At 39.3% G+C, this 26,012-nt stretch carries 16 protein-coding genes and 1 tRNA gene; 12 read left to right on the top strand and 5 right to left on the bottom strand.

What is annotated here, in order from left to right; translation table 11 throughout:
• Window positions 1-19: 19 nt before the first annotated feature.
• The 7 genes from rhaB to CZ225_RS21280 all read left to right on the top strand — a co-directional run bounded on the left by rhaB (window position 20) and on the right by CZ225_RS21280 (window position 9,814).
• Entirely contained in the window at window positions 20-1,483 is a 1,464-nt protein-coding gene (rhaB, locus tag CZ225_RS21315) for a rhamnulokinase (protein WP_077155929.1), read from the top strand.
• A gap of 42 nt (window positions 1,484-1,525) precedes the next feature.
• Complete coding sequence (locus tag CZ225_RS21310) at window positions 1,526-2,779, top strand: L-rhamnose isomerase (protein ID WP_077155411.1); 1,254 nt, start codon at window positions 1,526-1,528, stop codon at window positions 2,777-2,779.
• 3 nt (window positions 2,780-2,782) lie between these two features.
• Window positions 2,783-3,802, top strand: a complete 1,020-nt coding sequence (gene rhaT, locus CZ225_RS21305) for an L-rhamnose/proton symporter RhaT (protein ID WP_077155410.1) — start codon at window positions 2,783-2,785, stop codon at window positions 3,800-3,802.
• A gap of 63 nt (window positions 3,803-3,865) precedes the next feature.
• The gene (gene rhaD, locus CZ225_RS21300) at window positions 3,866-4,675 is read left to right on the top strand and encodes a rhamnulose-1-phosphate aldolase (RefSeq protein ID WP_077155409.1); all 810 of its coding nucleotides are present in this window, start codon (window positions 3,866-3,868) and stop codon (window positions 4,673-4,675) included.
• A 42-nt stretch (window positions 4,676-4,717) separates the two neighbouring features.
• On the top strand, window positions 4,718-5,872 hold the full coding sequence (gene fucO, locus CZ225_RS21295; RefSeq protein ID WP_077155408.1) for a lactaldehyde reductase: 1,155 nt from the start codon (window positions 4,718-4,720) through the stop codon (window positions 5,870-5,872).
• 125 nt (window positions 5,873-5,997) lie between these two features.
• Window positions 5,998-8,727, top strand: a complete 2,730-nt coding sequence (locus CZ225_RS21290) for a family 78 glycoside hydrolase catalytic domain (RefSeq protein WP_077155407.1) — start codon at window positions 5,998-6,000, stop codon at window positions 8,725-8,727.
• 187 nt (window positions 8,728-8,914) lie between these two features.
• A complete protein-coding gene (locus CZ225_RS21280) occupies window positions 8,915-9,814 on the top strand; it encodes an AraC family transcriptional regulator (RefSeq protein WP_077155405.1) in 900 nt (299 codons plus the stop codon).
• 416 nt (window positions 9,815-10,230) lie between these two features.
• Here the strand turns inward: CZ225_RS21280 and CZ225_RS21275 are convergent.
• Window positions 10,231-10,303 (bottom strand) — tRNA-Met (locus tag CZ225_RS21275).
• Between the two features lie 235 nt (window positions 10,304-10,538).
• Here CZ225_RS21275 and CZ225_RS21270 point away from each other — a divergent pair.
• From CZ225_RS21270 to CZ225_RS21250, 5 genes are all read left to right on the top strand, one after another.
• Window positions 10,539-11,129, top strand: a complete 591-nt coding sequence (locus tag CZ225_RS21270) for a TetR/AcrR family transcriptional regulator (protein WP_077155404.1) — start codon at window positions 10,539-10,541, stop codon at window positions 11,127-11,129.
• Window positions 11,130-11,145: 16 nt separating this feature from the next.
• Window positions 11,146-11,892: a 3-oxoacyl-[acyl-carrier-protein] reductase gene (fabG, locus tag CZ225_RS21265; protein WP_025075374.1), complete on the top strand. Its 747-nt coding sequence runs from the start codon at window positions 11,146-11,148 to the stop codon at window positions 11,890-11,892.
• Between the two features lie 9 nt (window positions 11,893-11,901).
• Complete coding sequence (locus tag CZ225_RS21260) at window positions 11,902-12,573, top strand: RluA family pseudouridine synthase (protein WP_025075373.1); 672 nt, start codon at window positions 11,902-11,904, stop codon at window positions 12,571-12,573.
• Window positions 12,574-12,715: 142 nt separating this feature from the next.
• Window positions 12,716-14,980 carry a GH92 family glycosyl hydrolase gene (locus CZ225_RS21255; protein WP_077155928.1) on the top strand — a complete coding sequence of 755 codons (2,265 nt, stop codon included), beginning with the start codon at window positions 12,716-12,718 and terminating at the stop codon, window positions 14,978-14,980.
• Window positions 14,981-15,025: 45 nt separating this feature from the next.
• Complete coding sequence (locus CZ225_RS21250; RefSeq protein WP_077155403.1) at window positions 15,026-17,302, top strand: GH92 family glycosyl hydrolase; 2,277 nt, start codon at window positions 15,026-15,028, stop codon at window positions 17,300-17,302.
• A gap of 178 nt (window positions 17,303-17,480) precedes the next feature.
• Here the strand turns inward: CZ225_RS21250 and CZ225_RS21245 are convergent, their stop codons facing one another.
• The 4 genes from CZ225_RS21245 to CZ225_RS21230 all read right to left on the bottom strand — a co-directional run bounded on the left by CZ225_RS21245 (window position 17,481) and on the right by CZ225_RS21230 (window position 25,794).
• A complete protein-coding gene (locus tag CZ225_RS21245; RefSeq protein WP_077155402.1) occupies window positions 17,481-18,596 on the bottom strand; it encodes an acyltransferase family protein in 1,116 nt (371 codons plus the stop codon).
• A 222-nt stretch (window positions 18,597-18,818) separates the two neighbouring features.
• Entirely contained in the window at window positions 18,819-20,729 is a 1,911-nt protein-coding gene (locus CZ225_RS21240) for a TlpA family protein disulfide reductase (protein ID WP_159441795.1), read from the bottom strand.
• Between the two features lie 211 nt (window positions 20,730-20,940).
• Window positions 20,941-21,882, bottom strand: a complete 942-nt coding sequence (locus CZ225_RS21235) for a BF3164 family lipoprotein (RefSeq protein WP_159441794.1) — start codon at window positions 21,880-21,882, stop codon at window positions 20,941-20,943.
• 312 nt (window positions 21,883-22,194) lie between these two features.
• Window positions 22,195-25,794 (bottom strand): glycoside hydrolase family 38 N-terminal domain-containing protein, encoded by a 3,600-nt coding sequence (locus tag CZ225_RS21230; protein WP_077155926.1) that lies wholly within the window; start codon window positions 25,792-25,794, stop codon window positions 22,195-22,197.
• Window positions 25,795-26,012 lie beyond the last annotated feature (218 nt).

Genomic DNA, 26,012 nt, shown 5'->3' with positions numbered 1-26,012 from the left:
AATATTGAGACAAAATACCATGAAACAAAACTTTTTTGCAGTCGATTTGGGGGCGACAAGTGGTCGAACCATCTTAGGAACTTTTACAGAGAACGGATTAGAACTGAAAGAAATCAATCGTTTCTCCAACCATTTGATAGAAATGGGAGGACATTTCTATTGGGATATTTATGCATTATATCGCCATATTATCGATGGATTGAAGCTGGTAGCACATAGTGGAGAATCTATTGCTTCTATCGGAATAGATACATGGGGGGTAGATTTCGTTTGTATCGGAAAGGATGGAAACCTGCTTCGGCAGCCTTATGCTTATCGTGATCCACATACGGTAGGTGCACCGGAAACTCTTTTTGCCCGTATCTCTCGTAGTGAAGTGTATGCAAAAACGGGTATACAAATAATGAACTTTAATTCGATCTTCCAATTGGATACGTTAAGACGTAATCAGGATAGTGCATTAGAAGCAGCGGATAAAATCCTCTTTATGCCGGATGCGTTGAGTTATATGTTGACCGGTGAGATGGTGGCAGAATATACTATTGCTTCAACCGCACAATTGGTGAATGCGTATACCCGTCGTCTGGAACCGGAACTGCTGGAAGCAGTAGGATTGAAGGAAGAGAACTTCGGGCGTTTTGTTTTTCCGGGTGAGAAAGTGGGGGTATTGACAGAGGAAGTACAAAAATTAACCGGATTGGGCGCAATTCCTGTAATTGCTGTCGCTGGGCATGACACAGGTTCCGCAGTGGCTGCTGTTCCGGCACTCGATCGTAACTTTGCTTATCTGAGTAGTGGTACTTGGTCGTTGATGGGAGTTGAAACGGATGCTCCTGTGATTAATGCTGAAACAGAGGCTTTAAACTTTACGAATGAAGGAGGAGTGGAAGGAACGATCCGTCTGCTTAAAAATATTTGTGGAATGTGGCTGCTTGAACGTTGCCGTTTGAACTGGGGAGAAACAAGTTATTCTGAATTGATTAGTGAGGCTGAAGCTAGCGAATCGTTTCGTAGCCTGATCAATCCGGATGATGATTGCTTTGCAAATCCTGTCAATATGGAACAGGCTATTATGGAATATTGCCGTACTACCGGGCAACCTGTCCCTGAGCGACGTGGACAAATGGTACGTTGTATTTTCGAAAGTCTTGCTTTGCGCTATAGACAGGTGCTGGAAAACTTGCGTGCATTGTCTCCACATCCGATTGAAACATTGCACGTGATTGGAGGGGGAAGTCGAAATGATTTGCTAAATCAGTTTACGGCAAATGCGATTGATATACCGGTCGTAGCCGGTCCGTCCGAAGCTACCGCCATTGGTAATGTGATGATCCAGGCAATGGCTGCCGGAGAAGCAACGGATGTGGCGGGAATGCGCCAATTGATCCATCGTTCTATTCCGTTGAAGACTTATCAACCAAGAGATACAGAAGCGTGGGATGCGGCTTATGTTCAATTTAAAAATTGTATTCGTCCCAATTAAATAAACGACAGAATATATTAACTATTAAAGAATAAGAATATCATGAAAAAAGAAGAACTGATTCAGAAAGCGTATGAAATTGCTGTAGAACGTTATGCAGCTATAGGTGTAGATGTAAATAAAGCGTTGGAAGATTTGCAGAAGATTTCATTGTCATTGCACTGTTGGCAGGCTGACGATGTAACCGGATTTGAATCAGCCGGAGAATTGACCGGTGGTATTCAGGCAACCGGTAATTATCCGGGAAAAGCCCGCAATATTGAAGAACTCAGACAAGATATTTTAAAAGCGGCTTCTTATATTCCGGGTACTCATCGACTGAATTTGCATGAGATTTATGGAGACTTCGGCGGACAGTTTGTGGATCGTGACCAGGTGACACCGGAGCATTTTGAGAGCTGGATACAGTGGGCGGCGGAACATAATATGAAGTTGGATTTCAACTCTACTTCTTTCTCTCATCCGAAGTCTGGTAATCTGTCTTTGTCAAATCCCGACAAGAGTATTCGTGACTTTTGGATTGAACATACAAAACGTTGTCGTGCTATTGCTGAGGAAATGGGTAAGCGTCAGGGAGATCCTTGTATCATGAATTTGTGGATACATGATGGTAGCAAAGATATTACGGTAAACCGTATGAAATATCGTGCTTTGTTGAAGGATTCCCTGGATCGGATCTTTGCTACGGAATATAATAATATGAGAGACTGCATCGAATCTAAAGTGTTTGGCATCGGTTTGGAAAGTTATACAGTAGGTTCGAATGACTTCTACATTGGTTATGGTGCAACTCGCAATAAGATTGTGACACTGGATACTGGTCACTTCCATCCGACGGAAAGTGTAGCGGATAAGATTTCTTCTTTGCTGTTGTTTATTCCGGAAATTATGTTGCACGTGAGTCGCCCGGTTCGTTGGGATAGCGACCATGTAACTATCATGAATGATGATACTTTAGATTTATGCAAAGAAATCGTACGTTGCGACGCTCTTAATAAAGTGCATATTGGTCTTGATTATTTCGATGCAAGCATTAACCGTATTGGTGCTTATGTTATTGGTAGTCGTGCAACTCAAAAATGCCTGATGCAAGCATTGCTTGAACCATTGGCAAAACTGCGCGAATACGAAGCAAATGACCAGTTGTTCGAACGTCTGGCTCTGCTCGAAGAATCTAAATCGTTGCCTTGGAATGCTGTATGGGATATGTTCTGCTTGAAGAATAATGTTCCAGTGGGCGAAGATTTCATTGCTGAGATTCAAAAATATGAAGCTGACGTAACCTCTAAACGATAAGTGATGGATATTTTAATTGGTTTGATCATTATAGCTATCGGTAGCTTTTGCCAGTCCAGTTCCTATGTACCTATTAAAAAGGTGAAGGGGTGGAACTGGGAAAGTTTCTGGTTGGTTCAAGGCGTGTTTGCCTGGTTAGTATTTCCGTTCCTCGGATCATTGATGGGTATTCCGCAAGGAAGTAGTTTACTTGATTTGTGGAGCGCAGGAGGTGCTGGAATGAGTATTGTCTATGGTATATTGTGGGGAGTGGGGGGATTGACTTTCGGACTTTCTATGAGATATCTGGGTGTTGCGTTGGGACAAAGTATCGCTTTGGGCACTTGTGCCGGATTTGGAACGCTTTTTCCTGCTATTTTTGCCGGAACGAATTTATTCGAGGGTAATGGACTGATATTGCTTTTGGGAGTTTGTATTACGTTGGCAGGTATCGCTATTATCGGTTATGCAGGTGGTCTGCGTTCACAGAATATGAGTGAAGAAGAAAAACGTGCTGCAGTTAAGGACTTTGCTTTGACAAAAGGATTGTTGGTGGCCTTGCTGGCCGGTGTAATGAGTGCATGTTTTGCTTTAGGGTTAGATGCAGGAATACCTATTAAGGAGGCTGCTTTAGCAGGTGGAGTAGATGGGCTTTATGCAGGACTTCCTGTTATCTTCTTAGTCACTTTTGGGGGATTTTTGACGAATGCAGCTTACTGTTTACAGCAAAATATTTCCAATAAATCCATGGGGGATTATGCTAAAGGAAAGGTATGGGGAAACAATCTGGTGTTCTGTGCTTTGGCGGGAGTTTTGTGGTATATGCAGTTTTTCGGATTGGAAATGGGTAAGAGTTTCCTGACAGGAAGTCCTGTGTTATTAGCATTTTCATGGTGTATTCTGATGGCATTGAACGTAACTTTTAGCAACGTTTGGGGAATGATCTTGAAAGAGTGGAAGGGAGTGTCTGCTAAGACAATTGTAGTTTTGGTTTGTGGATTAGTAGTGCTGATCTTTTCTCTGATCTTTCCGAATTTGTTTTAAAATTTGGGGTACGGATTGCACAGATGATTGTGTAATCCGCACCTAATTAAAAATAAATATATAATGAAGTCAATTTTAGAGAATCGCCCGGCATTAGCTAAAGAAGTAAATAAGGTAGCTGAGGTGGCCGGATACTTGTGGCAAAAAGGATGGGCTGAACGTAATGGCGGTAATATCACTGTTAATATCACAGAGTTTGTAGATGATGAAATTCGTGAGATGAAACCGATTAGTGAAGTGAAAGCTATCGGAGTGACATTGCCTTATCTCAAAGGATGTTATTTCTATTGTAAGGGAACGAATAAACGTATGCGTGACTTGGCTCGCTGGCCGATGGAGAACGGTTCGGTGATCCGAATCCTGGATGACTGTGCCAGTTATGTTATTATTGCGGACGAACCGGTTGTCCCCACTTCGGAATTACCTTCTCATTTGAGTGTGCACAATGATTTATTGAGTAAAAACTCTCCTTATAAAGCGTCGGTACATACTCATCCAATTGAGTTGATTGCAATGACGCATTGCCGGAAATTTCTGGAGAAAGATGTAGCTACTAATTTATTGTGGAGTATGATTCCCGAAACGAAGGCATTCTGTCCTCGTGGTTTGGGTATTATTCCTTATAAATTACCAAGTTCGGTAGAATTGGCGGAAGCTACGATTAAAGAATTGCAGGATTATGATGTGGTGATGTGGGAAAAACATGGTGTGTTTGCTGTGGATTGCGATGTAATGCAAGCTTTTGACCAGATTGATGTGTTAAATAAATCAGCGTTGATTTATATTGCTGCCAAAAATATGGGCTTCGAACCGGATGGAATGAGTCAGGAGCAGATGAAGGAGATGAGTGTTGCCTTCAAATTGCCTAAATAATAGTTCTAAAGAATAGACGCTCTTTTAAAAATACAACAAACTATGAATCGGATTATTTTAAATGAAACTTCTTATTTCGGTGCGGGATGTAGAAGTGTGATTGCTGTTGAAGCTGCTCGACGTGGCTTTAAAAAAGCATTTTTTGTAACTGATAAAGACCTAATTAAGTTTGGTGTTGCTGCTGAAATTATAAAGGTTTTTGATGATAATCATATTCCTTATGAACTCTATAGCGATGTAAAAGCTAATCCTACTATTGCCAATGTTCAGAATGGAGTGAAAGCTTACCAGGCTTCTGGTGCTGACTTTATCGTTGCGTTGGGGGGAGGTTCTTCCATAGATACAGCAAAAGGTATTGGTATTGTAGTTAATAATCCGGATTTTGCAGACGTAAAATCGCTGGAAGGGGTAGCTGATACTAAAAATAAAGCGGTACCTACTTTTGCATTACCTACAACGGCGGGAACTGCTGCCGAAGTGACTATCAATTATGTGATTATTGATGAAGATGCTCGTAAAAAGATGGTTTGTGTGGATCCGAACGATATTCCTGCTGTGGCTATTGTAGATCCCGAATTGATGTATTCTATGCCAAAAGGTTTGACGGCTGCAACAGGAATGGATGCTTTGACTCATGCCATTGAGAGTTATATCACTCCGGGTGCTTGGGCAATGAGTGATATGTTTGAGCTGAAAGCTATTGAAATGATTGCTCAGAATCTGAAAGCAGCTGTAGATAATGGTAAAGATGTGGCTGCCCGTGAAGCAATGTCTCAGGCTCAATATATTGCCGGTATGGGATTTTCTAATGTAGGCTTGGGAATCGTACACTCAATGGCTCATCCGTTGGGCGCTTTTTATGATACTCCGCATGGTGTGGCTAACGCTTTGCTATTGCCTTATGTGATGGAGTATAATGCTGAGTCTCCGGCTGCTCCGAAGTATATCAATATTGCTAAGGCAATGGGAGTAAATACGGAGGGAATGACAGAAACTGAAGGGGTGAAAGCTGCTGTGGATGCAGTGAAAGCATTATCTCTTAGTATTGGCATTCCGCAGAAATTGCATGAGATTAATGTGAAAGAAGAAGATATTCCGGCATTGGCGGTTGCTGCTTTCAATGATGTTTGTACAGGTGGTAATCCGCGTCCTACATCTGTGGAAGAGATTGAAGTGCTGTATCGGAAGGCTTTTTGATATTAAACGAATTGATTGGTAAGTTCAGCGTGCTTACTATTTTATATTATATATTTAATAATATACTTTTCGGTAGAGCTAAATATACGCTGGTTTGGCTTTGCCGGAGGATATAAAGAATAATGATGAAGAACACAATTCTAACTTTTCTGTTGGTTCTGTTATTTGTAGGTTGTAAAATGCAAAATGGTGGCCCTTTAGAAATTTCTGGGCTTACAGTTGAAATGCAGAAAAATCCGGAGGGAGTTTCTACGCTTCATCCCCGTTTTTCGTGGTTGTTGGCAAGTGATAAACAAGATGTGATGCAGACAGCGTATCAGATTGAAGTTGCAACCTCAGAGAAAGATTTGAAAGATAGTACTAATTTAGTTTGGAACACCGGACATGTAGTTTCTGATCAATCGTCAATGGTGGAATATGCAGGAGCACCTCTTGAGTCCAATAAGAAATATTATTGGCGTGTCACAGTGTGGTCAAATACCGGTAACAAGGCTGAAAGTTGCATTCAGAGTTGGTCGATGGCTTTGTTGAACGATTCGGACTGGAAGGCTCGATGGATCGGATTGAATGATAGTGTAAATCTGAAACTGGATGGTGACAGGTCGATTTTGCCGGCTCGTTATTTGCGAAAAGAATTCGATTTGCAATCTAAGCCGAAACGTGCAGTGCTTTATATTTCGGGGATAGGCTCTTCTGTATGTTATATGAATGGTGAAAGGATTGGAAACGATGTATTCGGTCCGCTTCCTACATGGTATGATGTTTCTGTTCCTTATCTGACTTATGATGTTACTTCTATGGTCAAGAATGGAACTAATACGGTAGGAGTAGCTTTGGGCAACGGTCGTTATCTTTCTATGCGCGCACATTCAATGCTTGGTTTTGGTTTACCTCGTCTCATCGCACAATTGAATGTGGAATATGATAATGGTGAAACAGTATCTATTATCAGTGATGAATCTTGGAAAGCGACTAGTAAAGGTCCTATCACCGAAAATAATGAATTTGATGGTGAGAAATATGATGCTCGTCTCGAATTGGGTAAGTGGACGGAAAATGGATATGATGATTCCGCATGGACGAAAGTCGATTTGATGGAGTCACCGAAAGGTAAGTTGGTTGCTCAGATTTCTCCGAGTCTGAAAGTAATGGAGGAAATAAGACCGGTATCAATCAAATCAGTAGGAGAGGGAAGATACATTGTCGACATGGGACAAAATATGGTCGGATTGCAGCAAGTAAAATTAACCGGTAAAAAAGATAAGCCGATTACGATGCGTTTTGCTGAGGTACTGAAAGATAATGGAACAGAATTGTATCTGGATAATCTGCGTAGCGCACTTGTGACGGATGTCTATACTCCGGCAAGGGATGGTGAGTTTGTTTGGGAACCCACGTTTGTTTATCATGGTTTCCAGTTTATAGAAATATCCGGTTTGGATTACGAGCCTTCGGTTTCCGATTTTGTGGGTAAGGTTGTTTATGATGAAATGGCGACGACTGGTACTTTTGAGACTTCTGAGGAATTGATTAATAAACTTCATAAGAATGCTTATTGGGGAATCCGCGGAAACTATCGGGGGATGCCGACTGATTGTCCACAACGTGACGAACGTCTTGGATGGTTGGGTGATCGTACTACCGGAGCCTATGGGGAAAGTTTTGTTTTGGGCAATGCTTTGATGTATAAGAAATGGCTGATTGATATTGAAGAGTCCATGAGTGAAAATGGAAGTATCTCTGACGTATCTCCCCGTTATTGGACTATCTACAATGATGATGTGACTTGGCCTGCTGCATATTTCTATGTAGCTGATATGCTTTATCAACAGTATGGGGATGATTATTCGATCAAACATCGTTATCCGTCTATGAAACGATGGGTTCAATATATGGTTGATAATCACATGAAAGATTATATTTTGGTGAAAGACACTTATGGTGACTGGTGTATGCCTCCCGAATCACCGGATTTGATCCACTCGGAAGATCCTGCACGGAAGACAAATGGAGAGGTGTTGAGTACAACTGTTTTCTATAGTATCTTGCAGTTGATGGAGAAGTTTGCACAGATGAATGGTGTGCCGGAAGATGCCAAAGAGTATGCAAATCTAGCTCTGAAAATAAAAGAGGCATATAACAATAAATTCTTTAACCAGGAAACTGCGCAGTATGATAATAATACGGTGACAGCCAACTTGTTGTCTCTCAGACTTGGCTTGGTTCCTGAGGGCTATGAAGAAAAGGTGTTCTCTAATGTTGTTGAAAAGACGGAGAATGATTGCAAAGGACATGTAAGCGTCGGAGTATTAGGAATCCAACATCTGATGCGTGGACTTACCGAATATGGTGGGTTGGAACTTGCATATAAGATTGTGACTAATGATACTTATCCTTCCTGGGGATATATGATTAAGAATGGTGCTACTACAATCTGGGAATTGTGGAATGGTGATACTGCTAATCCGGCTATGAACTCAAGAAACCATGTAATGCTTTTAGGGGATCTGTTGATATGGTTCTATGAGGATTTGGCGGGTATTAAGAATGATCCGTCTTCAGTTGGATTTAAAAAGATTTTGATGGAACCTGTATTCCCTGAGAAATTAACGTATGTAACTGCTTCTCATGTTTCACCTTATGGTAAAATAGAAAGCTTCTGGAAACGTAATGGTGATAAACTAGAATGGAATATTACGATTCCGGTCAATACGACCGCCACCATTAAATTGCCTTTGAAGTTTAATGTGAAAGTGCCTCACGATCCGGCGGGTATTCATTCCGTTAAGGAATGTGACGGTAAACTGGTTGTTGAGTTGGGCTCTGGAAAATATACGTTTGCCTCTGAACAATAAATAAGATGTTCTTTCAGATGGAATTATCTGAAGGAATATTGAATGTGAATAATCTTTTGGACTTGTTCTTTAAAACATTCGGATATGTCGAAGCAGACTTTCCGAATGTTTTTTTATTGTCTGGTGTGTGTTTTCTGAAAATAATTTCTACTTTTGTATCTATTCAATTACATGAAAACACGCTTGTATGACTGAAGATAATGGTTTAGGACTGGAACTCAAATATTTGATAGTGAATGATATGGATCGCAAATTCGGTTTGTGGGTAAATACTGTTGGCTATCAGTCGATTCCTCCTGGCTCCCCTTATCCTCTAAAAGATCATCCTTCCGGTTACTTTTTTAATACAGAAAAAGGGCGGGTATTACGGGAGTATCAACTGGTCTATATAACCAAAGGTCGTGGTTTGTTTACTTCCGACTCAACTTCTGAAAAGCAAGTTTGTAAAGGCAGGCTGATTGTTTTATTTCCGGGACAATGGCATACGTATCGTCCGCTTCGGCAGACCGGATGGACGGAGTATTATGTCGGTTTTGAAGGACCTGTCATAGATACAATTGTCAATGATGCTTTCTTATCACAAGAACAACAGATATTGGAAATAGGAATTAATGAAGAATTGGTGTCTTTGTTCGTTCGTGCTCTCGAAGTAGCTGAGGCGGATAAAATCTCAGCACAACAGTATCTTTCCGGTATTGTGCTTCATATGATGGGATTAGTTCTTTCTGTTTCTAAAAACAAAGTCTATGAAATGGGTGATGTCGATCAGAAAATAGAACAAGCTAAGATAATAATGAATGAGAATGTTTCAGGAAATGTGGATCCTGAGGAGTTGGCGATGAGGCTGAATATTAGTTATTCATGGTTCCGGCGAGTGTTTAAAGAATATACCGGTTATGCACCTGCTAAATATTTTCAGGAGTTGAAGCTACGTAAGGCTAAGCAACTGTTGGTGGGAACCTCCCAATCGGTGAAAGAGATTTCTTTCTTTTTAGGTTTTCAGTCTACTGAATATTTCTTTTCTTTTTTCAAGAAGCGTACGGGGCTGACTCCGTTGGAATATCGTTCTTTCGGTCGGGAGGAGTAAAAGTATTATTACCTGTCAAACATATCAATAGTTTTCTTTTGGCACATCGAAAGGACACTTGCGGAGGTTGATTTTAGATAACTGGAAGTTCGTTTTGCATGAATACTGATAATCTATCTATTGAATCTAAATTGTGTATCAGTTCTTAACAAGTTCATTGGGAACTTTTGTTAGGTTCTGATAAGAGTCTGTTTAACAAAAACGATTTATATGTTTAAAACTAGAAGAAAATAGTGGTATTTCGTTGGTAATAAGATAATTAGCCTGTTAATAACTTAGACGTGTTTTGGTTGATAACTAAGAAAAGGCTTGTGAATAAAATCTCTAGATATAGGAATGAAATGCTTGATAATTATAAGCAAAAAGAAAGGAGTAGCATAAAAAAAGAACCGCTTGAAAAGCGATTCTTTTAAAAGTTGCGGAGATCCGACTCGAACGAATGACCTTTGGGTTATGAGCCCAACGAGCTACCAACTGCTCCACTCCGCGATGTTTAACGGGTGCAAAGGTACGGCTTTCTTTGGAATAAACAAATTATTTGCAGATTATTTTTCAATAAAGTAATGTTTCAATTTATATATAGCTGATAATGAGTTAAGTAATACCTAAACTTTTTTAGTGCCTATTAATATACAAATGTTAATATTTTATCCGTTTTCTTGTATGGTCTAAAGAAAAGAGTTACTTTTGCTCAAAATATTCAGCAATGTGCAATTTGTAATTTATGACCGTATCCAAGACAAAAGCCAAGTTAGTAGATGTAGCCCGTCAGCTTTTTGCAAAAATGGGTGTTGAGAATACTACAATGAATGATATCGCTCTTGCTTCTAAAAAAGGTAGACGAACACTTTATACCTATTTTAAAAGTAAGGATGAAATCTATTTGGCTGTTGCGGAAACAGAATTGGATATGTTGTCGGATATGATGAAGCGGGTGGCTGAAAAAGATATATCTCCGGATGAGAAGATGTTGGAAATGATCTATACCCGGTTGGATGCAGTGAAAGAAGTCGTTTATCGAAACGGTACATTACGTGCAAACTTCTTTCGTGATATATGGCGGGTCGAGAAAGTCCGGAAAAAATTCGATGCAAAAGAAATTCAGCTTTTCAAAGCAGTGCTGTTGGAAGGACAATCGAAAGGAGTATTTCAGATTGATGATGTAGAGATGACGGCTGAGTTGGTGCATTATTGTGTGAAAGGGATTGAAGTACCTTATATCCGTGGGCAGATAGGTGCTCATTTGGATGACGAAACTAGAAATAGATATGTGTCTAACATAGTGTTTGGCGCATTGCATAGAACAAAAATTTAATTAAATAACTTTTAGTATGGGATTATTAGACGGAAAAACAGCTATTGTAACTGGTGCTGCTCGTGGTATTGGTAAAGCTATCGCTTTGAAGTTTGCTGCTGAAGGAGCAAACATTGCATTTACTGACCTGGTAATTGATGAAAATGCAGATAAAACAGTTAAGGAACTTGAAGCATTTGGTGTAAAAGCCAAAGGTTATGCTTCTAATGCTGCCAACTTCGAAGATACTGCAAAGGTTGTGGAAGAAATTCATAAAGATTTCGGTCGTATCGATATTTTGGTAAATAATGCAGGTATTACTCGTGACGGTTTGATGATGCGTATGAGTGAACAACAGTGGGATATGGTGATCAATGTAAACTTGAAGTCAGCATTCAACTTTATCCATGCTTGTACACCAATCATGATGCGTCAAAAAGCGGGTAGTGTTATTAACATGGCATCTGTTGTAGGTGTTCACGGTAATGCAGGTCAAGCTAACTATGCTGCTTCTAAGGCTGGTATGATTGCATTAGCTAAGTCTATTGCTCAGGAATTGGGCTCTCGTGGTATTCGTGCTAACGCTATTGCACCGGGATTCATCCTGACAGATATGACTGCTTCTCTTTCTGAAGAAGTAAGAGCAGAATGGGCAAAGAAAATTCCTTTGCGTCGTGGTGGTACTCCTGAAGATGTGGCAAACATCGCTACCTTCTTGGCATCAGATATGTCTTCTTACGTATCGGGTCAGGTGATTCAGGTAGATGGTGGTATGAATATGTAATCAGGCAGAATGACTGTTGTATACGAAGACAACCATATCATTGTAGTCAATAAGACCGCTTCCGAGATTGTCCAGGGAGATAAAACGGGAGATACCCCTCTTTCGGAAACTGTAAAGCAGTACTTGAAAGAGAAGTATCAGAAACCCGGAAATGTCTTTCTCGGTGTAACGCACCGACTGGACCGCCCCGTAAGCGGTCTTATTATTTTTGCAAAGACTGGTAAGGCACTTACCCGGTTGAATGAAATGTTCCGGACAAGTGAAGTGAAAAAGACTTATTGGGCAGTAGTAAAGAATCCTCCGAGAGAACCGGAAGGTGAGTTGATTCATTTTCTGGTGCGTAACGAAAAGCAAAATAAGAGTTATGCTTATGATAAAGAGGTGCCGAATAGTAAAAAAGCGATTCTACATTACCGGTTGATCGGACATTCGGAAAACTATTATTTGCTGGAAGTTGATTTGAAGACGGGACGGCATCATCAGATTCGTTGCCAGTTGGCAAAAATGGGATGTCCTATCAAGGGAGATTTGAAATATGGATCTCCACGATCTAACCCGGATGGAAGTATTTGTTTACATGCTCGAAGAGTGAAGTTTATACATCCTGTTTCCAAGGAACAGATAGAACTCGAAGCTCCTCTTCCCGAAGGAAATTTATGGAAAGGATTTGAACTGCTTTAATCAGTACAAATCCTTTTTTCTTTTGCCAAAAGAGTTAAATTCTTTGCCATATCTTTAGTAAATTCTAGCGACAGCCTATTTATTCGGGAATAGCGATTATATTTGCATCATGAAAACTTTAATTAATCAAGTAGATCATACCATGAAGCAAATTTTGTACTTATTGTTGGGATGTCTGATCCCTTTTCAATTTCTAACAGCTAAAGTTTATCGTTCACCGGAAAAAGCTCCGGTAGATTATGTTAATCCGTATATCGGAAATATCAGTCACTTGCTCGTGCCGACTTATCCTACTGTTCATTTACCTAACAGTATGTTGCGGGTATATCCTGAACGTGAGAACTTCACAGGAAATACAATTCATGGTTTACCACTTATTGTAACTAGTCACCGAGGAAGTTCCGCATTTAATCTGAGTCCTTATCAGGGAGAATTGTCTGAAGCTAAAAGTACCATACGTTACGGATACGATAATGAAGTTATCAAACCTTATTATTACAGTGTAGATCTGGATGATAACGGGATATACGTTCAGTATGCTCCTTCACATCAATCGGGTATTTATCAGATTGGCTTTTCTCAAACAGATAAGCCTGCCTATCTTATCTTCAATACAGGCGATGGAGAATTAAAGACGGATGGCAAGTCGATTAGCGGTTATCAGAAATTAGGTAACCGGACACAAGTCTATATATATGTTGAAACAGATAAAGTTCCGCTTAAAATAGGTACTCACCAAGGAGCGTCTATCCATACTAACGATAAGACCACTAAGGGAAATAATGCTTTCTATATAATGGAATATCCGAAAGGAACCTCTTCTGTGAATCTTCGTTATGGAGTATCTTTTATTTCTGCTGAGCAAGCCGAAAAGAATCTTCATCGTGAAATTAAAGACTACAATCTACAATCTGTAGCCGATACCGGACGTAAGATATGGAATGAAACTTTGGGGAAGATTCAGGTGAACGGAGGTACGGATAATGAGAAAACTGTGTTCTACACGTCATTGTATCGTACTTATGAACGTATGATCTGTATTTCTGAGGATGGCAAATATTTTAGTGCTTATGATGGAAAAATACACGATGACAAGGGTACTCCTTTCTATGTGGATGATTGGATTTGGGATACTTATCGTGCAACTCATCCATTGCGTCTGATCATTGAGGCCGAGAAAGAAAGTGATATGGTCAATTCATTTATCCGTATGGCTTATCAGTTGCAACCTAACTGGATGCCTACTTTTCCTGAAATTAATGGAGATAGCCGTCGTATGAACTGTAATCATGGTGTAGCTACTGTACTTGATGCTTATAACAAGGGTATGCGTTCATTCGATTTGGAGAAGGCTTATAAAGTTTGTAAGGCTGCTATTACAGAGAAAACACTCTCGCCTTGGTCGTCCAAGCCGGCCGGAGTATTGGATCAGTTCTATAAAGATCATGGTTATTTTCCTGCGCTTGCAGTAGGCGAGAAGGAGACAGTTCCCGAAGTTCATTCTTGGGAAAAACGCCAACCGATTGCAGTTACTCTGGGAACCGTTTATGACGAATGGTGTTTGGGAAATATTGCCAAACTACTGGGTGACAAGAAAGATGCAGATCATTTCCTGAAAAGAAGTTTGAATTATCAGACTGTATTCAACAAGGAAACCGGTTTCTTCCATCCGAAAGATTCATTTGGCAATTTCATTCAACCATTTGATTATCGTTTTTCCAGCGGGATGGGCGGACGTGAATCTTATGATGAGAACAATGCTTGGGTATATCGTTGGGATGTTCCTCATAATGTGAACGATCTGGTAAATTTGATGGGGGGCAAAGCTCGTTTTGTAGAAGAGTTGGAACGGATGTATGACACTTCTTTAGGAAAAGCGCGTTACGATTTCTATTCTCAATTTCCCGATCATACGGGTAATGTAGGTCAGTTTTCGATGGGAAATGAACCTTCCATGCATATCCCTTATCTGTATAATTACGCAGGAGAACCTTGGCGTACGCAGAAACGTATCCGTAACTTGCTGACACAGTGGTTCCGTAATGACCTGATGGGTATTCCCGGAGATGAAGATGGGGGTGGATTGACTTCATTCGTTGTGTTCTCAATGATGGGATTCTATCCGGTAACTCCCGGTTTACCTATGTATGTAATTGGAAGTCCGGTGTTTGAAGAACAAACCATTCAATTGAGTAATGGGAAAACATTCAAAGTGGTTTGCAAGAACTATGCACCGGAAAACAAGTATATTCAATCGGCCAAATTAAATGGAAAAACATGGAATAAATCCTGGTTTAGCCATCAAGATCTGATGAAGGGCGGGGTATTGGAATTTGTTATGGGTAGACGTCCTAATAAGGCATGGGCTGCCGGAGATGATGCGTTGCCACCTTCTTTTGAAATGTAATCCGTTCTATCAAATGGAAAATGAATAATTTATAACAAAATACAAATGAACACGTTTAAACTATTAATGGCAACTTCTTGTTTGCTGGTAATGTCGGCCAACGGAATTGCCCAAAAAGATTATTCAAAGAGCGAAGGATTGTTGCAGTATGTGGATCCGACTATTGGCTCCGGTTATCATGGACACGTATTTGTTGGTACAAGTGTACCTTACGGAATGGTGCAACTCGGTCCGAGCAATATCCATAAAGGTTGGGACTGGTGTTCTGCTTATCACCATTCCGATAGTATTGTCATTGGTTTTTCACATACTCATTTGAGTGGTACAGGATGTACCGACTTAGGGGATATTTTGATTATGCCTTTGAATGAAATCCGTACACCCAGAGGGAATCAAGATGATATACGGGATGGATATGCTTCCAAATATTCTCATGCTAATGAAGTGACACGCCCTGAGTATTATTCACTTGTTTTAGATAGATATAATATTAAAGCGGAATTAACAGCAACAGATCGGGTAGGTTTCCATCGTTACACTTATCCCGAAGGGAAACCGGCTTCTATTCTGATCGACCTGCGTGAAGGTAATGGTACTAATGCATATGATAGCTATATCCGTAAGGTGGATGACTATACAGTAGAAGGTTATCGTTATGTAAGAGGCTGGAGCCCAAGTCGGAAGGTCTATTTTGTCTTGAAGAGTGATAAAAAGATAGAGAACTTTACTGCTTATGATGACAATACTCCGAAGCCTTGGGATCAGTTGAAAGTGGAGTCTGTGAAAAGCGTACTGACCTTTGGTAATGTAAAGGAAGTAAAGATTAAAGTTGCCATATCTTCGGTAAGTTGCGACAATGCGGCAATGAACCTGCAAGAGGAACTTTCTCATTGGGACTTTGACAAGATTGTGAAAATGAGTGCTGACCGTTGGAACGAGCAATTACAGAAAATGATTGTCGAATCGGAAGATGAAGCTGCCAAACGTGTATTCTATACAGCACATTATCATACGATGATCGCTCCTACACTTTTTTGCGATGTTAATGGTGAGTATCGGGGAATGAATGATATGATTTACACAGACTCGAAGAAAGCAAACTATACAACTCTTTCTCTGTGGGATACTTATCGTGCTCTGAATCCGTTGATGACTATTACTCAAGCCGAACGAGTAGATGATGTGGTCAATTCAATGCTTTCTATTTACCGCCAACAGGATAAACTTCCTATCTGGCCTTTGATGAGTGGAGAAACGAATCAGATGCCCGGCTATAGTTCTGTTCCGGTGATTGCTGATGCTTACTTGAAAGGATTTACAGGATTCAATGCTGAAGATGCTCTTCAGGCCATGAAAGCGACGGCTACTTATGAAAAACAGAATGGAATTCCTTTTGTAGTGGCACGTGAATATATCCCTGCTGATAAAGTTCATGAAGCTACTTCCATCGCTATGGAATATGCTGTGGATGATTGGGGAATTGCTGCAATGGCTAAAAAGATGGAAAAGACTGCCGACTATGAAACATTCTCGAAACGTGCTCTTTATTATAAGCACTATTTTGACCCTTCTATTCACCATATTCGTCCGAAGATGGAAGACGGTTCATGGCGGACTCCTTATGATCCGGCACGTTCTATTCATGGAGTCGGTGATTTCTGTGAGGGTAATGGGTGGCAATATACTTTCTTTGTGCCTCAAGATCCGTATGGGCTGATTGCTCTGTTTGGTGGTGACAAACAGTTCACAGATAAACTCGATAGTTTCTTTAAGAATACTGATAGTATGGGTGAAGGTGCTTCCAGTGATATTACCGGATTGATCGGACAGTATGCACATGGCAATGAACCGAGTCACCATATTGCTTATTTGTATACGTATGCCGGTGAGCAATGGAAGACTGCAGAGAAAGTTCGTTTCATTATGAATGACTTTTATACGGATAAACCGGACGGTATCATCGGTAATGAAGATTGTGGTCAGATGTCTGCATGGTATCTTCTTTCGGCTATGGGATTCTATCAGGTAAATCCGTCGGATGGTGTGTTTGCTTTCGGAAGTCCTCGTTTTAAGAAAATGGAAGTGAAAGTACGTGGTGGAAAAGTATTTACTGTAGAAGCTCCGAATAACAGTAAGGAGAATATTTACATTCAAAAAGTTTATTTGAATGGCAAGCCTTACGATAAGAGTTATATCACATATGATGACATTATCAATGGAAGTACCCTGAAATTTGTGATGGGTAAAAAGCCCAATAAGAACTTTGGTAAGGCTCCGACAAGCCGGCCTATCGTTTTGAACGAATGTAAGTTCGATAGATAGTTGGTAATTCAACAAATGTTGGATTGATAATCACAAAGGATTTCTAAAATACTTGAGTTCATAAAATCGCCGTTATTACCATATGCAGTAACGGCGATTTTTATTTTAGGGGTTGCTGAATATTCTCACCTCACTATTATAATTAATTCTATTGTTGTACGAATATTTTAATTATAGACTACACCTTTAGGAATATCTTGTGCTTATAGAGGAAATAGAGAAAATACCAACATACTCCGATATAGAAAATACTGCTAACAAAACCGGTCAGATAATCTGGAACAATTGCAATGAATCCTTTACTGAAAAATTCAGAAGCTTTTGTAAATCCAATGATCCGTTGTGCCAGATAAATTGTGATGGAATTCATTCCGATAACTGTGAAGAAGAAAGACCATTTCTTGAAGTTCAAGACATCAATCACATAATAGAATAGGGCTATATGGATAAACCCAAGACCTCCTACAAAACATACAAATGAACTAGACCACAGTTTCTTGTTGATAGGCATTAACTCGCCCCACAACTGTCCAACGATTACCAATGCAATACCGATCAACAGCAAGTACAAAGCTTTCTTTGCAGGAGTAACTTTGTCTGTTTCCCATTTTATGAATCGTCCTGCTTGCATTCCCAATAAAGCGGTTGCAATAGCTGGAATAGTGCTTAGGATTCCTTCGGGGTCCTGATATTTGCCCGCCCAAGTTCCGAACAACAGTATACGGTCGATCCATCCTGCAAAGTTCCCTTGTGGACTGAAATTGCTGGCTCCGGCGGGAGCATCGGGAGCTGGGACGAAAGCAAGTAAGAGATAATATCCCACTAATATAGTTGCTATCCAAATAAGGCGTGCCCGTTGCTTAAAGTTTGTGTAGATCAATGCTCCGAACATCCATGCCAGACCGATACGTCCAAGTACGCTCATATATCTCATATGAGGGAAATCGAAGTTGAGCCCGTTATTATAAAGTATTCCTAGTAGAAAAAGGATAATTCCACGACGGAATATATCTTTCTGGATTTGGAATTTAGTTTCGTTCTTAGCCAGTTTATTAGCTAATGAGAAGGGAAAAGAGATTCCGGCAATGAAAAGAAACAATGGGAAAATGATATCATGATGTTGAAATCCATCCCATTCAGCGTGTTGCATTTGAATGGCGATCCAGTCTGTCACAGGATTACTCCATATCTGCGATAGACCGCTCAGGAGTCCGGCACCTCCCATAATGAAAAACATATCAAATCCTCTCAGTGCATCTAACGAATGAAGTCTGTTCGATTTTTTTTGTTCCATGGCTAAATATGTGTTTTTAAAGTAAATTAGAACTAAGCATAAAATTTACGATAAAAATAGTGATTTATTTCTTTTAGTGCATATTTATCCGCATGAAAAATGAACTTTTTTCGTATAAAGTTTGTAATATGAATGATTTTGCTATGTGTATAATGCAAAATGTTTGTTTATGTGAGCTTTTGTTTCGTATTTAATTTCGAATGATTTCTTTTTTTGATCGTGCTATTCTTTCTTATCCAATGCTTTTAATATGGTTTCTTTAAATTCGTCTACCAATGAATTCTTCCAGCCAACTTGTTCCATGACTTTATTACCTTGCCGGTCATAAATGATATAATGAGGGATAGCCGAGATGTCCGGTAGCTGGTTCCACTTTGAAGCTGAGATACGATAATGTTCTCCTTTCAGCTTTTCTACTTCTTTTGTCCATGTTTCTACATCCGAGGTTTCATTGGTCAGATATACAAAAACAACGTCTTTTCCTTCAAGTTCTTCTTTTACGGGTTCCATTTTAGCAATACCGGTTTTGCATGGACCGCACCATGTTGCCCAACAGTCTATCATGACTACTTTTCCTTTGTATGAATTGACAATGGCTTGAATCAATTCTTTGCCGGAAACATCAGGCACTTTTTTTATTGTTCCTTTTAGTTTGTGGCTTTGAGCTTCGGCAATCTTATTAATCACTAATTCATTATGTCGTTGAAGTGTTGATACATATTGTGGGGCTATACTATCCCATATAGTGGAGTCTTTCACTACTTTCATCATGTTTATTTGTCCTGCTATTTCTTTTGCTTTTTTCAGGTCTGCCATCCAATGATAGATTTCGCTTTGTTCCAGTCCATTCGCTTTCAAGTATTTCATCGGTTTGTAATCATAGACAACATATAAAGCATTCAGATTATCAAATAGATTTAGCTCCTTCGCATGAGGATCTGTTAAAGTGAACTGTGTGTTGTATTTATTTAATGCTGAGGAATCGTTTTTCATACTACTATAATACAATCCGTTTTTAACATTTTCTACATAGCTGATTCGTTTATATAAATAAGTAGATTGAGCTTTGAGTTTCAGAAATTCACGTTGTTGTGTGTTATACTCTTTATTCTCCGAGATTTCTTGAATAGTCTTTTGATAGTCACTCCAGATACGTTGTACATACTCATCAAATGAAATAGTTACTAATTCTTTAAGGAAATCAATGGTATATCCATTGTATGGCATGTTATTTAATGCTTCATTCATTGGTCCATACTTGCCTCTGAATTGGATAGCTTTGTTTAGTTTGGGTTTCTTCTCAGACCATTCATAGGGTGCATTTGCTGTTCTAGTTGCCACATCAATGTCTAATGCTATTTCTTCACCGGGTACTAAGATAGCTTTGAGATTTCCTCCTGGTAATAAAAGAGTAAGGGGGATAGGATGAAGCAGATCTGTTTCATAAGAAAAATTCCCTAACGAGTCACATTGCATGTTGATGTCAAATCCGTTTCCTATCAAATTGTATTCGTTGGCAAAATAGCTGGTTTGGTTCTTCATAAATGCATGGTCATAATCATATATTTTTCCTTTTAATATAGCCTTACCTGTTTTAATGGTGTATGCAGGAAGACCTGTATCCTTCATTTTTATTTTGGGTAAAGAAGAAGGATATGGCTTTCCGTCCATCTTAATTCCGAATATTTTCCATGAATTGCGGTTATCTCCTTCCAGAAAATCAAAGGTTTGGGTATCGGAAGGTATTCTATCAAAACAAAGTACCAGGGAGTCTAGATCGAAAAAATGCCTGTCACCTATCTGTGTATGGGATGATGTATTTGTACTGTCCGGAGTAAAAGGAGAATCGATAAACTGATTATCTTTTTTAGTTACCAATTTTCCGTAACGATAAGCGTAATCTTTATTCTTAGCTTTTAGATGTACGGTCGAGTGTAATGACCAAGGACGGTATACACACTCTACTCTAAAGCAGAGAATTGTAGCTGTATCTGTTTGTATTATTGTCTTAAGTGTCAAGTCACTTTTTGCTAATTTGCTGGATGGCTGATTGATAATTTTATTTTGGGCATTTGCAGATAGATTACCAAATAGTATTGCTGCATGAATAAGGAGAAAATATACATTCTTCATGGCATTCATTTCATTTGTTCTAAAGATGGAACAAATATATGTTTTTTTTAATGTGTCGAGGTACTTTTTAAAATTTTTCTTACCTGCATAGAACATGTGGTGCATTCACCTGTATCAACTAAACACAGTTTTGCCCACTCTATATTTCTTTGAACAAAAGTATATGGCAAAGGACATAAATACCCCTACTATAGTGTATGTTAAGTATTTCCTACTTCGTGATTTCATAGACATAAAAAGAATATGGTTCGTCAACACTTAATGCATACAGTTTATTATTGATAACAGTAAATTTACGGAATGGTCTATTAAAACAAATTCTTCTAAGTAAATCTCCTTCCCAACTCCAGATTTGCAACTCCGGAATTATTTTGTTTCCTTCATTATACAACTGAGTATTTGTAATATGTTCATAATATAATGAATACACTTTATCATTAGTAGCAAAAACCTTTCCTCTATATGGTTGAATACTACCGTCATTAATTTTATCAAATACATTTCCTTTATCTTCAATACCCCCCAGACATATTTCTTGAAGTAATTCCCCATAAATATTATATTGTCGAATTAAATTACGATATTGGTAAAAGTCTAAAATCACTTCTTTCTCTTGTAGCCCTGCTGTGAATTTATAATTAAAAATTGCTAGTTCTGTTCCATCCAAATAACCGTCTGTTATATACTCTCCAAAATCTGTATATTCTCCATCCTTGTATAATAAATGTTCTTTTCCTTCTCCTGTAGTTAAGCCACTCATTATATAACTACCGTTCTCTAAATGTACCAGTTGGTTTATTGCATCGGGAATAATTATGGGTTTATTTAATAAAATTAGAATAGAACTATCTTTTACCATTATTTCTCTCTCGACATTAGAGTCCAATAAATAAAAGCTAGAATCTGACGATGCAAAATAATCACCTCTGGGATTAATCAATTCATTAGGACCTCCTCCTTTATAGCCTGATGAAAACTCATATTTCAAACTATCCAATGACCAAAAAGAGATGGTAGGACTAGTCATTGGCTCTATTAAAAGTATATGGTTATTAAAACTATGAATATCCGTTGGATAAAGGATTTTTGATGAATCAATACAAAATTCATCAAATGTTCTATGTTCTAATTGCACACTATTTATATCAACCATTCGAACATCTTTCTTGACACTACATGATATAAATAATAAAAGTATAAATATATATGTGTATATCTTCATTTCTTTAATATTTATAAGGCTAACCAAAATTCTAGAAAGCTATTTTTTATCTTAAATACAGAATCTGTAAAGTGATGATTGCATGAAATTAATCTTTTTAATTGATATGACCCCCGAAAGTTTTTTGTCTAACTTGCGAGGGTCATATCAGGAATTAATCTGTATACAAAGTCCTTCGTATACGGATTAATTCCTCGGCATCAAAGATAAAGTTACTAAATGTATTTGCTATTTTTTTACGATTTAGTAAACTTCCAATTCATAAATTCTGGCAGCGTTCAGTCCGTTATCTTGTGTGGATTGTGTAACCAACAATCTGACATAGCGGTATGAAGCCGGCTTGAATTGGCGTATCACTGTGTTTTTGTGATTGTCAATCAATGCGTCGATTGTTTTCCATTCTTCATTCGGGTTGTTTCTACCTTGTAGGAAGCAATCACTAGTGATGAATGAACTACCTTCACTTCCGGCGTTCACCAATTTCCAACCACGAATTTCCTGTTCCTTTCCGAAATCGAAGTCGATGAAGTTAGGAGCTTTGCTTGTGTCGCACCATTTTGTTTCCAAATCCCCATCAATAGCGAATTGAGCCTGTTCCTCTTTATTAACTTCACCTGAGCATTTAATGAGTTTAGCCTCTTTCAACAGATTAACCTTAGCTGATGTATTAGCAGTTTCGGTTGCTTGCAGGGCTGTACGGAACAATTCGGAAGCAGGAGTTACAGAAGGATATTCTTCATTGACCAAAGTCATTGCAAATACTACAATATTAGGATTGTCAGGCAAAGTGATTGTAGTAGCACCTTTAGGAATATCCATGCCGAATTTAAACATATAAGTGAATTCATATGCTTCGTCTTTCTGTGATGAATGACGGTGTGTGCCGACATAAGCGATTTCTGCATCTTTTAAGAAGCCTTCTGTATGTCCCAAGTGTCCCCATTGACCGATGAAACCGGTATAAGAAGGTACGGTTATTTCTTGTGCCGCATTACCTATGTTGAACGTTGCGGTAGCGTCAGTACTTGTAGAAGCAGCTAAGAAATAAATACGATTATAAGTATTTCCTGCGGGCAGTTGGATTACGTTACCTTTACAAGTTACACCGTTAGCAACTTCTTTTTCTCCTAAACGGAAAGAAATACCATTAGCAGTCAAGATAGAGTCGGGAAGGAGTTCTGCTGCATAGCTGTAACCTGATTCGAAGTTACCTTCATGACGGAATTCATTCCAACTGAAACATTTACGATCATAGTCTAGTGGTAAATATTCATATTTCATAGCCGGAACAACAATATCTTTCTTCTTCAGTTTCACTTTGAATGTTTGAATGTTGTATGGTTTGATAGATACGTTCAATTGATTCTTGTTAAAGTCGGCAGTTCCAATTGTTTTCTCTGTTCCGTCTGCTAATACGGCATTTTCTATTTCACCGGCAAAGGTAATAGCAGCCTTTTGAGCTTCTTTACCACCTGTTTCGTATACGCGTACTACATATTCATCAGAAACTTCTGCCTTTTTCAATGCCTTGATTACTACCTGGTCATTGTCTGAACGTACAAAAGCAAATTCTTTGCCCAATTTTCCGGCATGTTTCGGACTGTTGAATGCTTTGATCGGCTGGTTCAAGATTTCAGCTTTGATAGCAGTTGCCGGTTTGTTAAGAGCTCCGTTGTGACCTACAATGCTGTAAGTAAATGTATGGAATCCAAAATCCTGTTGGTCTTGATAAGCATAATTTCCTTTTGTTTCGGGAGTATGAAGAAGAGTCAAACGGATGGTGTGATTGTTCGGTTTATCCCAGCCGTATTTGCTGTCGTTCATTACAGATACACCATAGCTGTTGTCCTTGTCAGTCAAGTCGGCCCATTGTTGAGCGTATACTTCGTAAGCGATTTTAGTGTTATTTCCGCGTTCAATGCTACCAATTCCTAAATCGTAGGTTGCTTTTTCATTCTCGATGTTTAAAGGAAATTCAGCCTTGAGCAATGCGTTTGGTGAGTTCCAGTTGATCTCATTATAGAAGTCGATTCGGTCGGCACGGTCACCTTCATAAAGGCGGATGTATTGCTTGAATAGTGATTTACCGTGTTTCTTCTCTATGCAAAGAGCTTTACGGAGCGCGCCATTCTCTACCAATGTCACTTTTACGTCATCTGTGATAGAAATCGGGTCACGATCTGTCGTCTCTTTCAATACTTCCCATGCAGGCCATGAGTATGACTTGTTTTCTGTGAAGAGTGCCAGACGGATTACTTTTCCATCTTTAACCATTTCTTTGTTAGCGCGCTTATCAATCAGAGAAGTAATGTCTCCGTTTTTGTCTAACGTAAGTTTATAGACTGAATTCTCCAATGTGTTGGATGCAGATGGCGTGATTGTTTTATCAGCTCCTCCTGTACGTACATCATATACGGAATATCCGTTGGCAGGAATATTGGCTGCTACTAACAGATGAGCTTTTCCGTTTTGGTAACCAATCAGTTGAGAAGGAACTTTTTTGCCTTGTGCATTATAGACGGTAAAACCTTTCGGAGCTTTCGGCATTTCAAGGATGATTTCTGCCAAGTCGGATACGGGGAAAGCATTTGCATTATAAAGAATAACGGCTGTACCCTTTGCGCGTGTGTCCATTTGTTTGGCAATGGCATTTACTGAAGAAGTAAGTGCACCAGCAAACTCTTTTAATGAGATCAACTCATCGTTCCATGAGAATTCGTATGCACGGGGAATACTGGTTCCTGTCAAGTCATCGTGGAATTGGTGGAAGATGAATCGTTTCCATGATTCTGATAATGCCTGTCCGGGATAGTCTGCTGCACCCAGCCATTCAGCGGCAACAGCAGCTCTTTCGGCTGCATCACCCAACTGTTCGTTTTGGCGATTGTACAGTTTCATGGCAGCTTGTGAAGTGTAACAGCCCGTACCATGAACGTCCATCAACAGTTCTCCGTCAAATACCGGAAGTTCAGAATGTTTGTCATAAGGCAGGTAGTCTTTGTAGAGCTGGTCGCTGGTAGCACTGATGATTTCTATCGGTCCGTTTCCATGAACACCTTTTTCCATAGCACGTACACTTTCCAGCGTAGGTGAACCTCCTGTGTCTCCCGCACCATAATAACGGTATACGGTGTTGAGTGGTGTGCGTTTTACTAGATTTTTCAACTCTTTACTTTCAGAGAGATCTTCGTCTTTCCAACGGTGATTGTAATCGTAACCGTGTGCCAACATCACTTGGTTTCCATCTATTCCTTTCCAAAGTCCAATGGTGAAAGGGTGTTTGCTTTTTCCATAGAAAGGATGATTACGCCAATCCAATTTTTGAGAAGAAAAACCGATTAATCCGCAATGTGAAGCAATGGTAGGAAGTGTCCATCCAAAACCAAAGCAGTCCGGCAGGAAGATGTCTGTCCCTTCTTTACCGAATTCTTGACGGTAGTATGTCTGTCCGAGCATAATGTTGCGGATAGCCGATTCAACGGAAGGAACTAGTGCGTCACTGGCTTCCCAGCTACTACCGGCAATATGCCAACGTCCTTCATTGATGAATTTCTTCATCTCTTCATATTGCTCCGGATAATATTCTTTCATCCAGGCGTATTTCACACCTCCTTCAAAATTGAATATGTAATCCGGATACTTTTTCAGCAGAAATAGGTTCCGGCTGATAGTGTTCCATACATACTCGTTGATTGTAGTCTGAATATCCCAGTTCCATTGAGTATCCAGATGAGCGTCAGCAACAAGGTAAGCTTTTGCTTTTTCGCTCTTTGCACTGTTTTGCGCAAAACTGCCTCCGCTAATAGCCATAGCAAGAGCCAGAAAAGCTACTTTTTTATTCATCATGTTTTAGTGGTATTATTATGTTTGAATGTTAATAATAGCAACAAAGGTAACAGAATTAATTGGTATAATAGCCTGAATCGTAGCTTTTTACAAAAGTGGCATGAAATGTTACTTTTCTGGCAGAAAAGAATACTACTTTAGTCTCTATGAATGGGCTTTCGATAAGAAGGTAAGGGAAACAGAAGTTAAGAAAAATATCGTTTGTTAGCTATGGC

Origin of the sequence: Bacteroides bouchesdurhonensis, assembly GCF_900155865.1 — a bacterium.
Lineage (GTDB): Bacteria > Bacteroidota > Bacteroidia > Bacteroidales > Bacteroidaceae > Bacteroides > Bacteroides bouchesdurhonensis.
The sequence above is the reverse complement of the archived record's forward strand: the minus strand, read 5'-3'. Positions and strand labels throughout refer to the sequence as shown.

What these genes read in the sequence shown, in the direction of transcription:
- CZ225_RS21245 (WP_077155402.1), bottom strand. Translation starts at nt 18,596, where the DNA reads ATGGAACAAAAAAAATCGAACAGACTTCATTCGTTAGATGCACTGAGA.
- rhaT (WP_077155410.1), top strand. Translation starts at nt 2,783, where the DNA reads ATGGATATTTTAATTGGTTTGATCATTATAGCTATCGGTAGCTTTTGC.
- rhaB (WP_077155929.1), top strand. Translation starts at nt 20, where the DNA reads ATGAAACAAAACTTTTTTGCAGTCGATTTGGGGGCGACAAGTGGTCGA.
- CZ225_RS21310 (WP_077155411.1), top strand. Translation starts at nt 1,526, where the DNA reads ATGAAAAAAGAAGAACTGATTCAGAAAGCGTATGAAATTGCTGTAGAA.
- fabG (WP_025075374.1), top strand. Translation starts at nt 11,146, where the DNA reads ATGGGATTATTAGACGGAAAAACAGCTATTGTAACTGGTGCTGCTCGT.
- CZ225_RS21260 (WP_025075373.1), top strand. Translation starts at nt 11,902, where the DNA reads ATGACTGTTGTATACGAAGACAACCATATCATTGTAGTCAATAAGACC.
- CZ225_RS21255 (WP_077155928.1), top strand. Translation starts at nt 12,716, where the DNA reads ATGAAGCAAATTTTGTACTTATTGTTGGGATGTCTGATCCCTTTTCAA.
- CZ225_RS21280 (WP_077155405.1), top strand. Translation starts at nt 8,915, where the DNA reads ATGACTGAAGATAATGGTTTAGGACTGGAACTCAAATATTTGATAGTG.
- CZ225_RS21270 (WP_077155404.1), top strand. Translation starts at nt 10,539, where the DNA reads ATGACCGTATCCAAGACAAAAGCCAAGTTAGTAGATGTAGCCCGTCAG.
- fucO (WP_077155408.1), top strand. Translation starts at nt 4,718, where the DNA reads ATGAATCGGATTATTTTAAATGAAACTTCTTATTTCGGTGCGGGATGT.
- rhaD (WP_077155409.1), top strand. Translation starts at nt 3,866, where the DNA reads ATGAAGTCAATTTTAGAGAATCGCCCGGCATTAGCTAAAGAAGTAAAT.
- CZ225_RS21240 (WP_159441795.1), bottom strand. Translation starts at nt 20,729, where the DNA reads ATGAAGAATGTATATTTTCTCCTTATTCATGCAGCAATACTATTTGGT.
- CZ225_RS21290 (WP_077155407.1), top strand. Translation starts at nt 5,998, where the DNA reads ATGAAGAACACAATTCTAACTTTTCTGTTGGTTCTGTTATTTGTAGGT.
- CZ225_RS21235 (WP_159441794.1), bottom strand. Translation starts at nt 21,882, where the DNA reads ATGGTTGATATAAATAGTGTGCAATTAGAACATAGAACATTTGATGAA.
- CZ225_RS21250 (WP_077155403.1), top strand. Translation starts at nt 15,026, where the DNA reads ATGAACACGTTTAAACTATTAATGGCAACTTCTTGTTTGCTGGTAATG.
- CZ225_RS21230 (WP_077155926.1), bottom strand. Translation starts at nt 25,794, where the DNA reads ATGAATAAAAAAGTAGCTTTTCTGGCTCTTGCTATGGCTATTAGCGGA.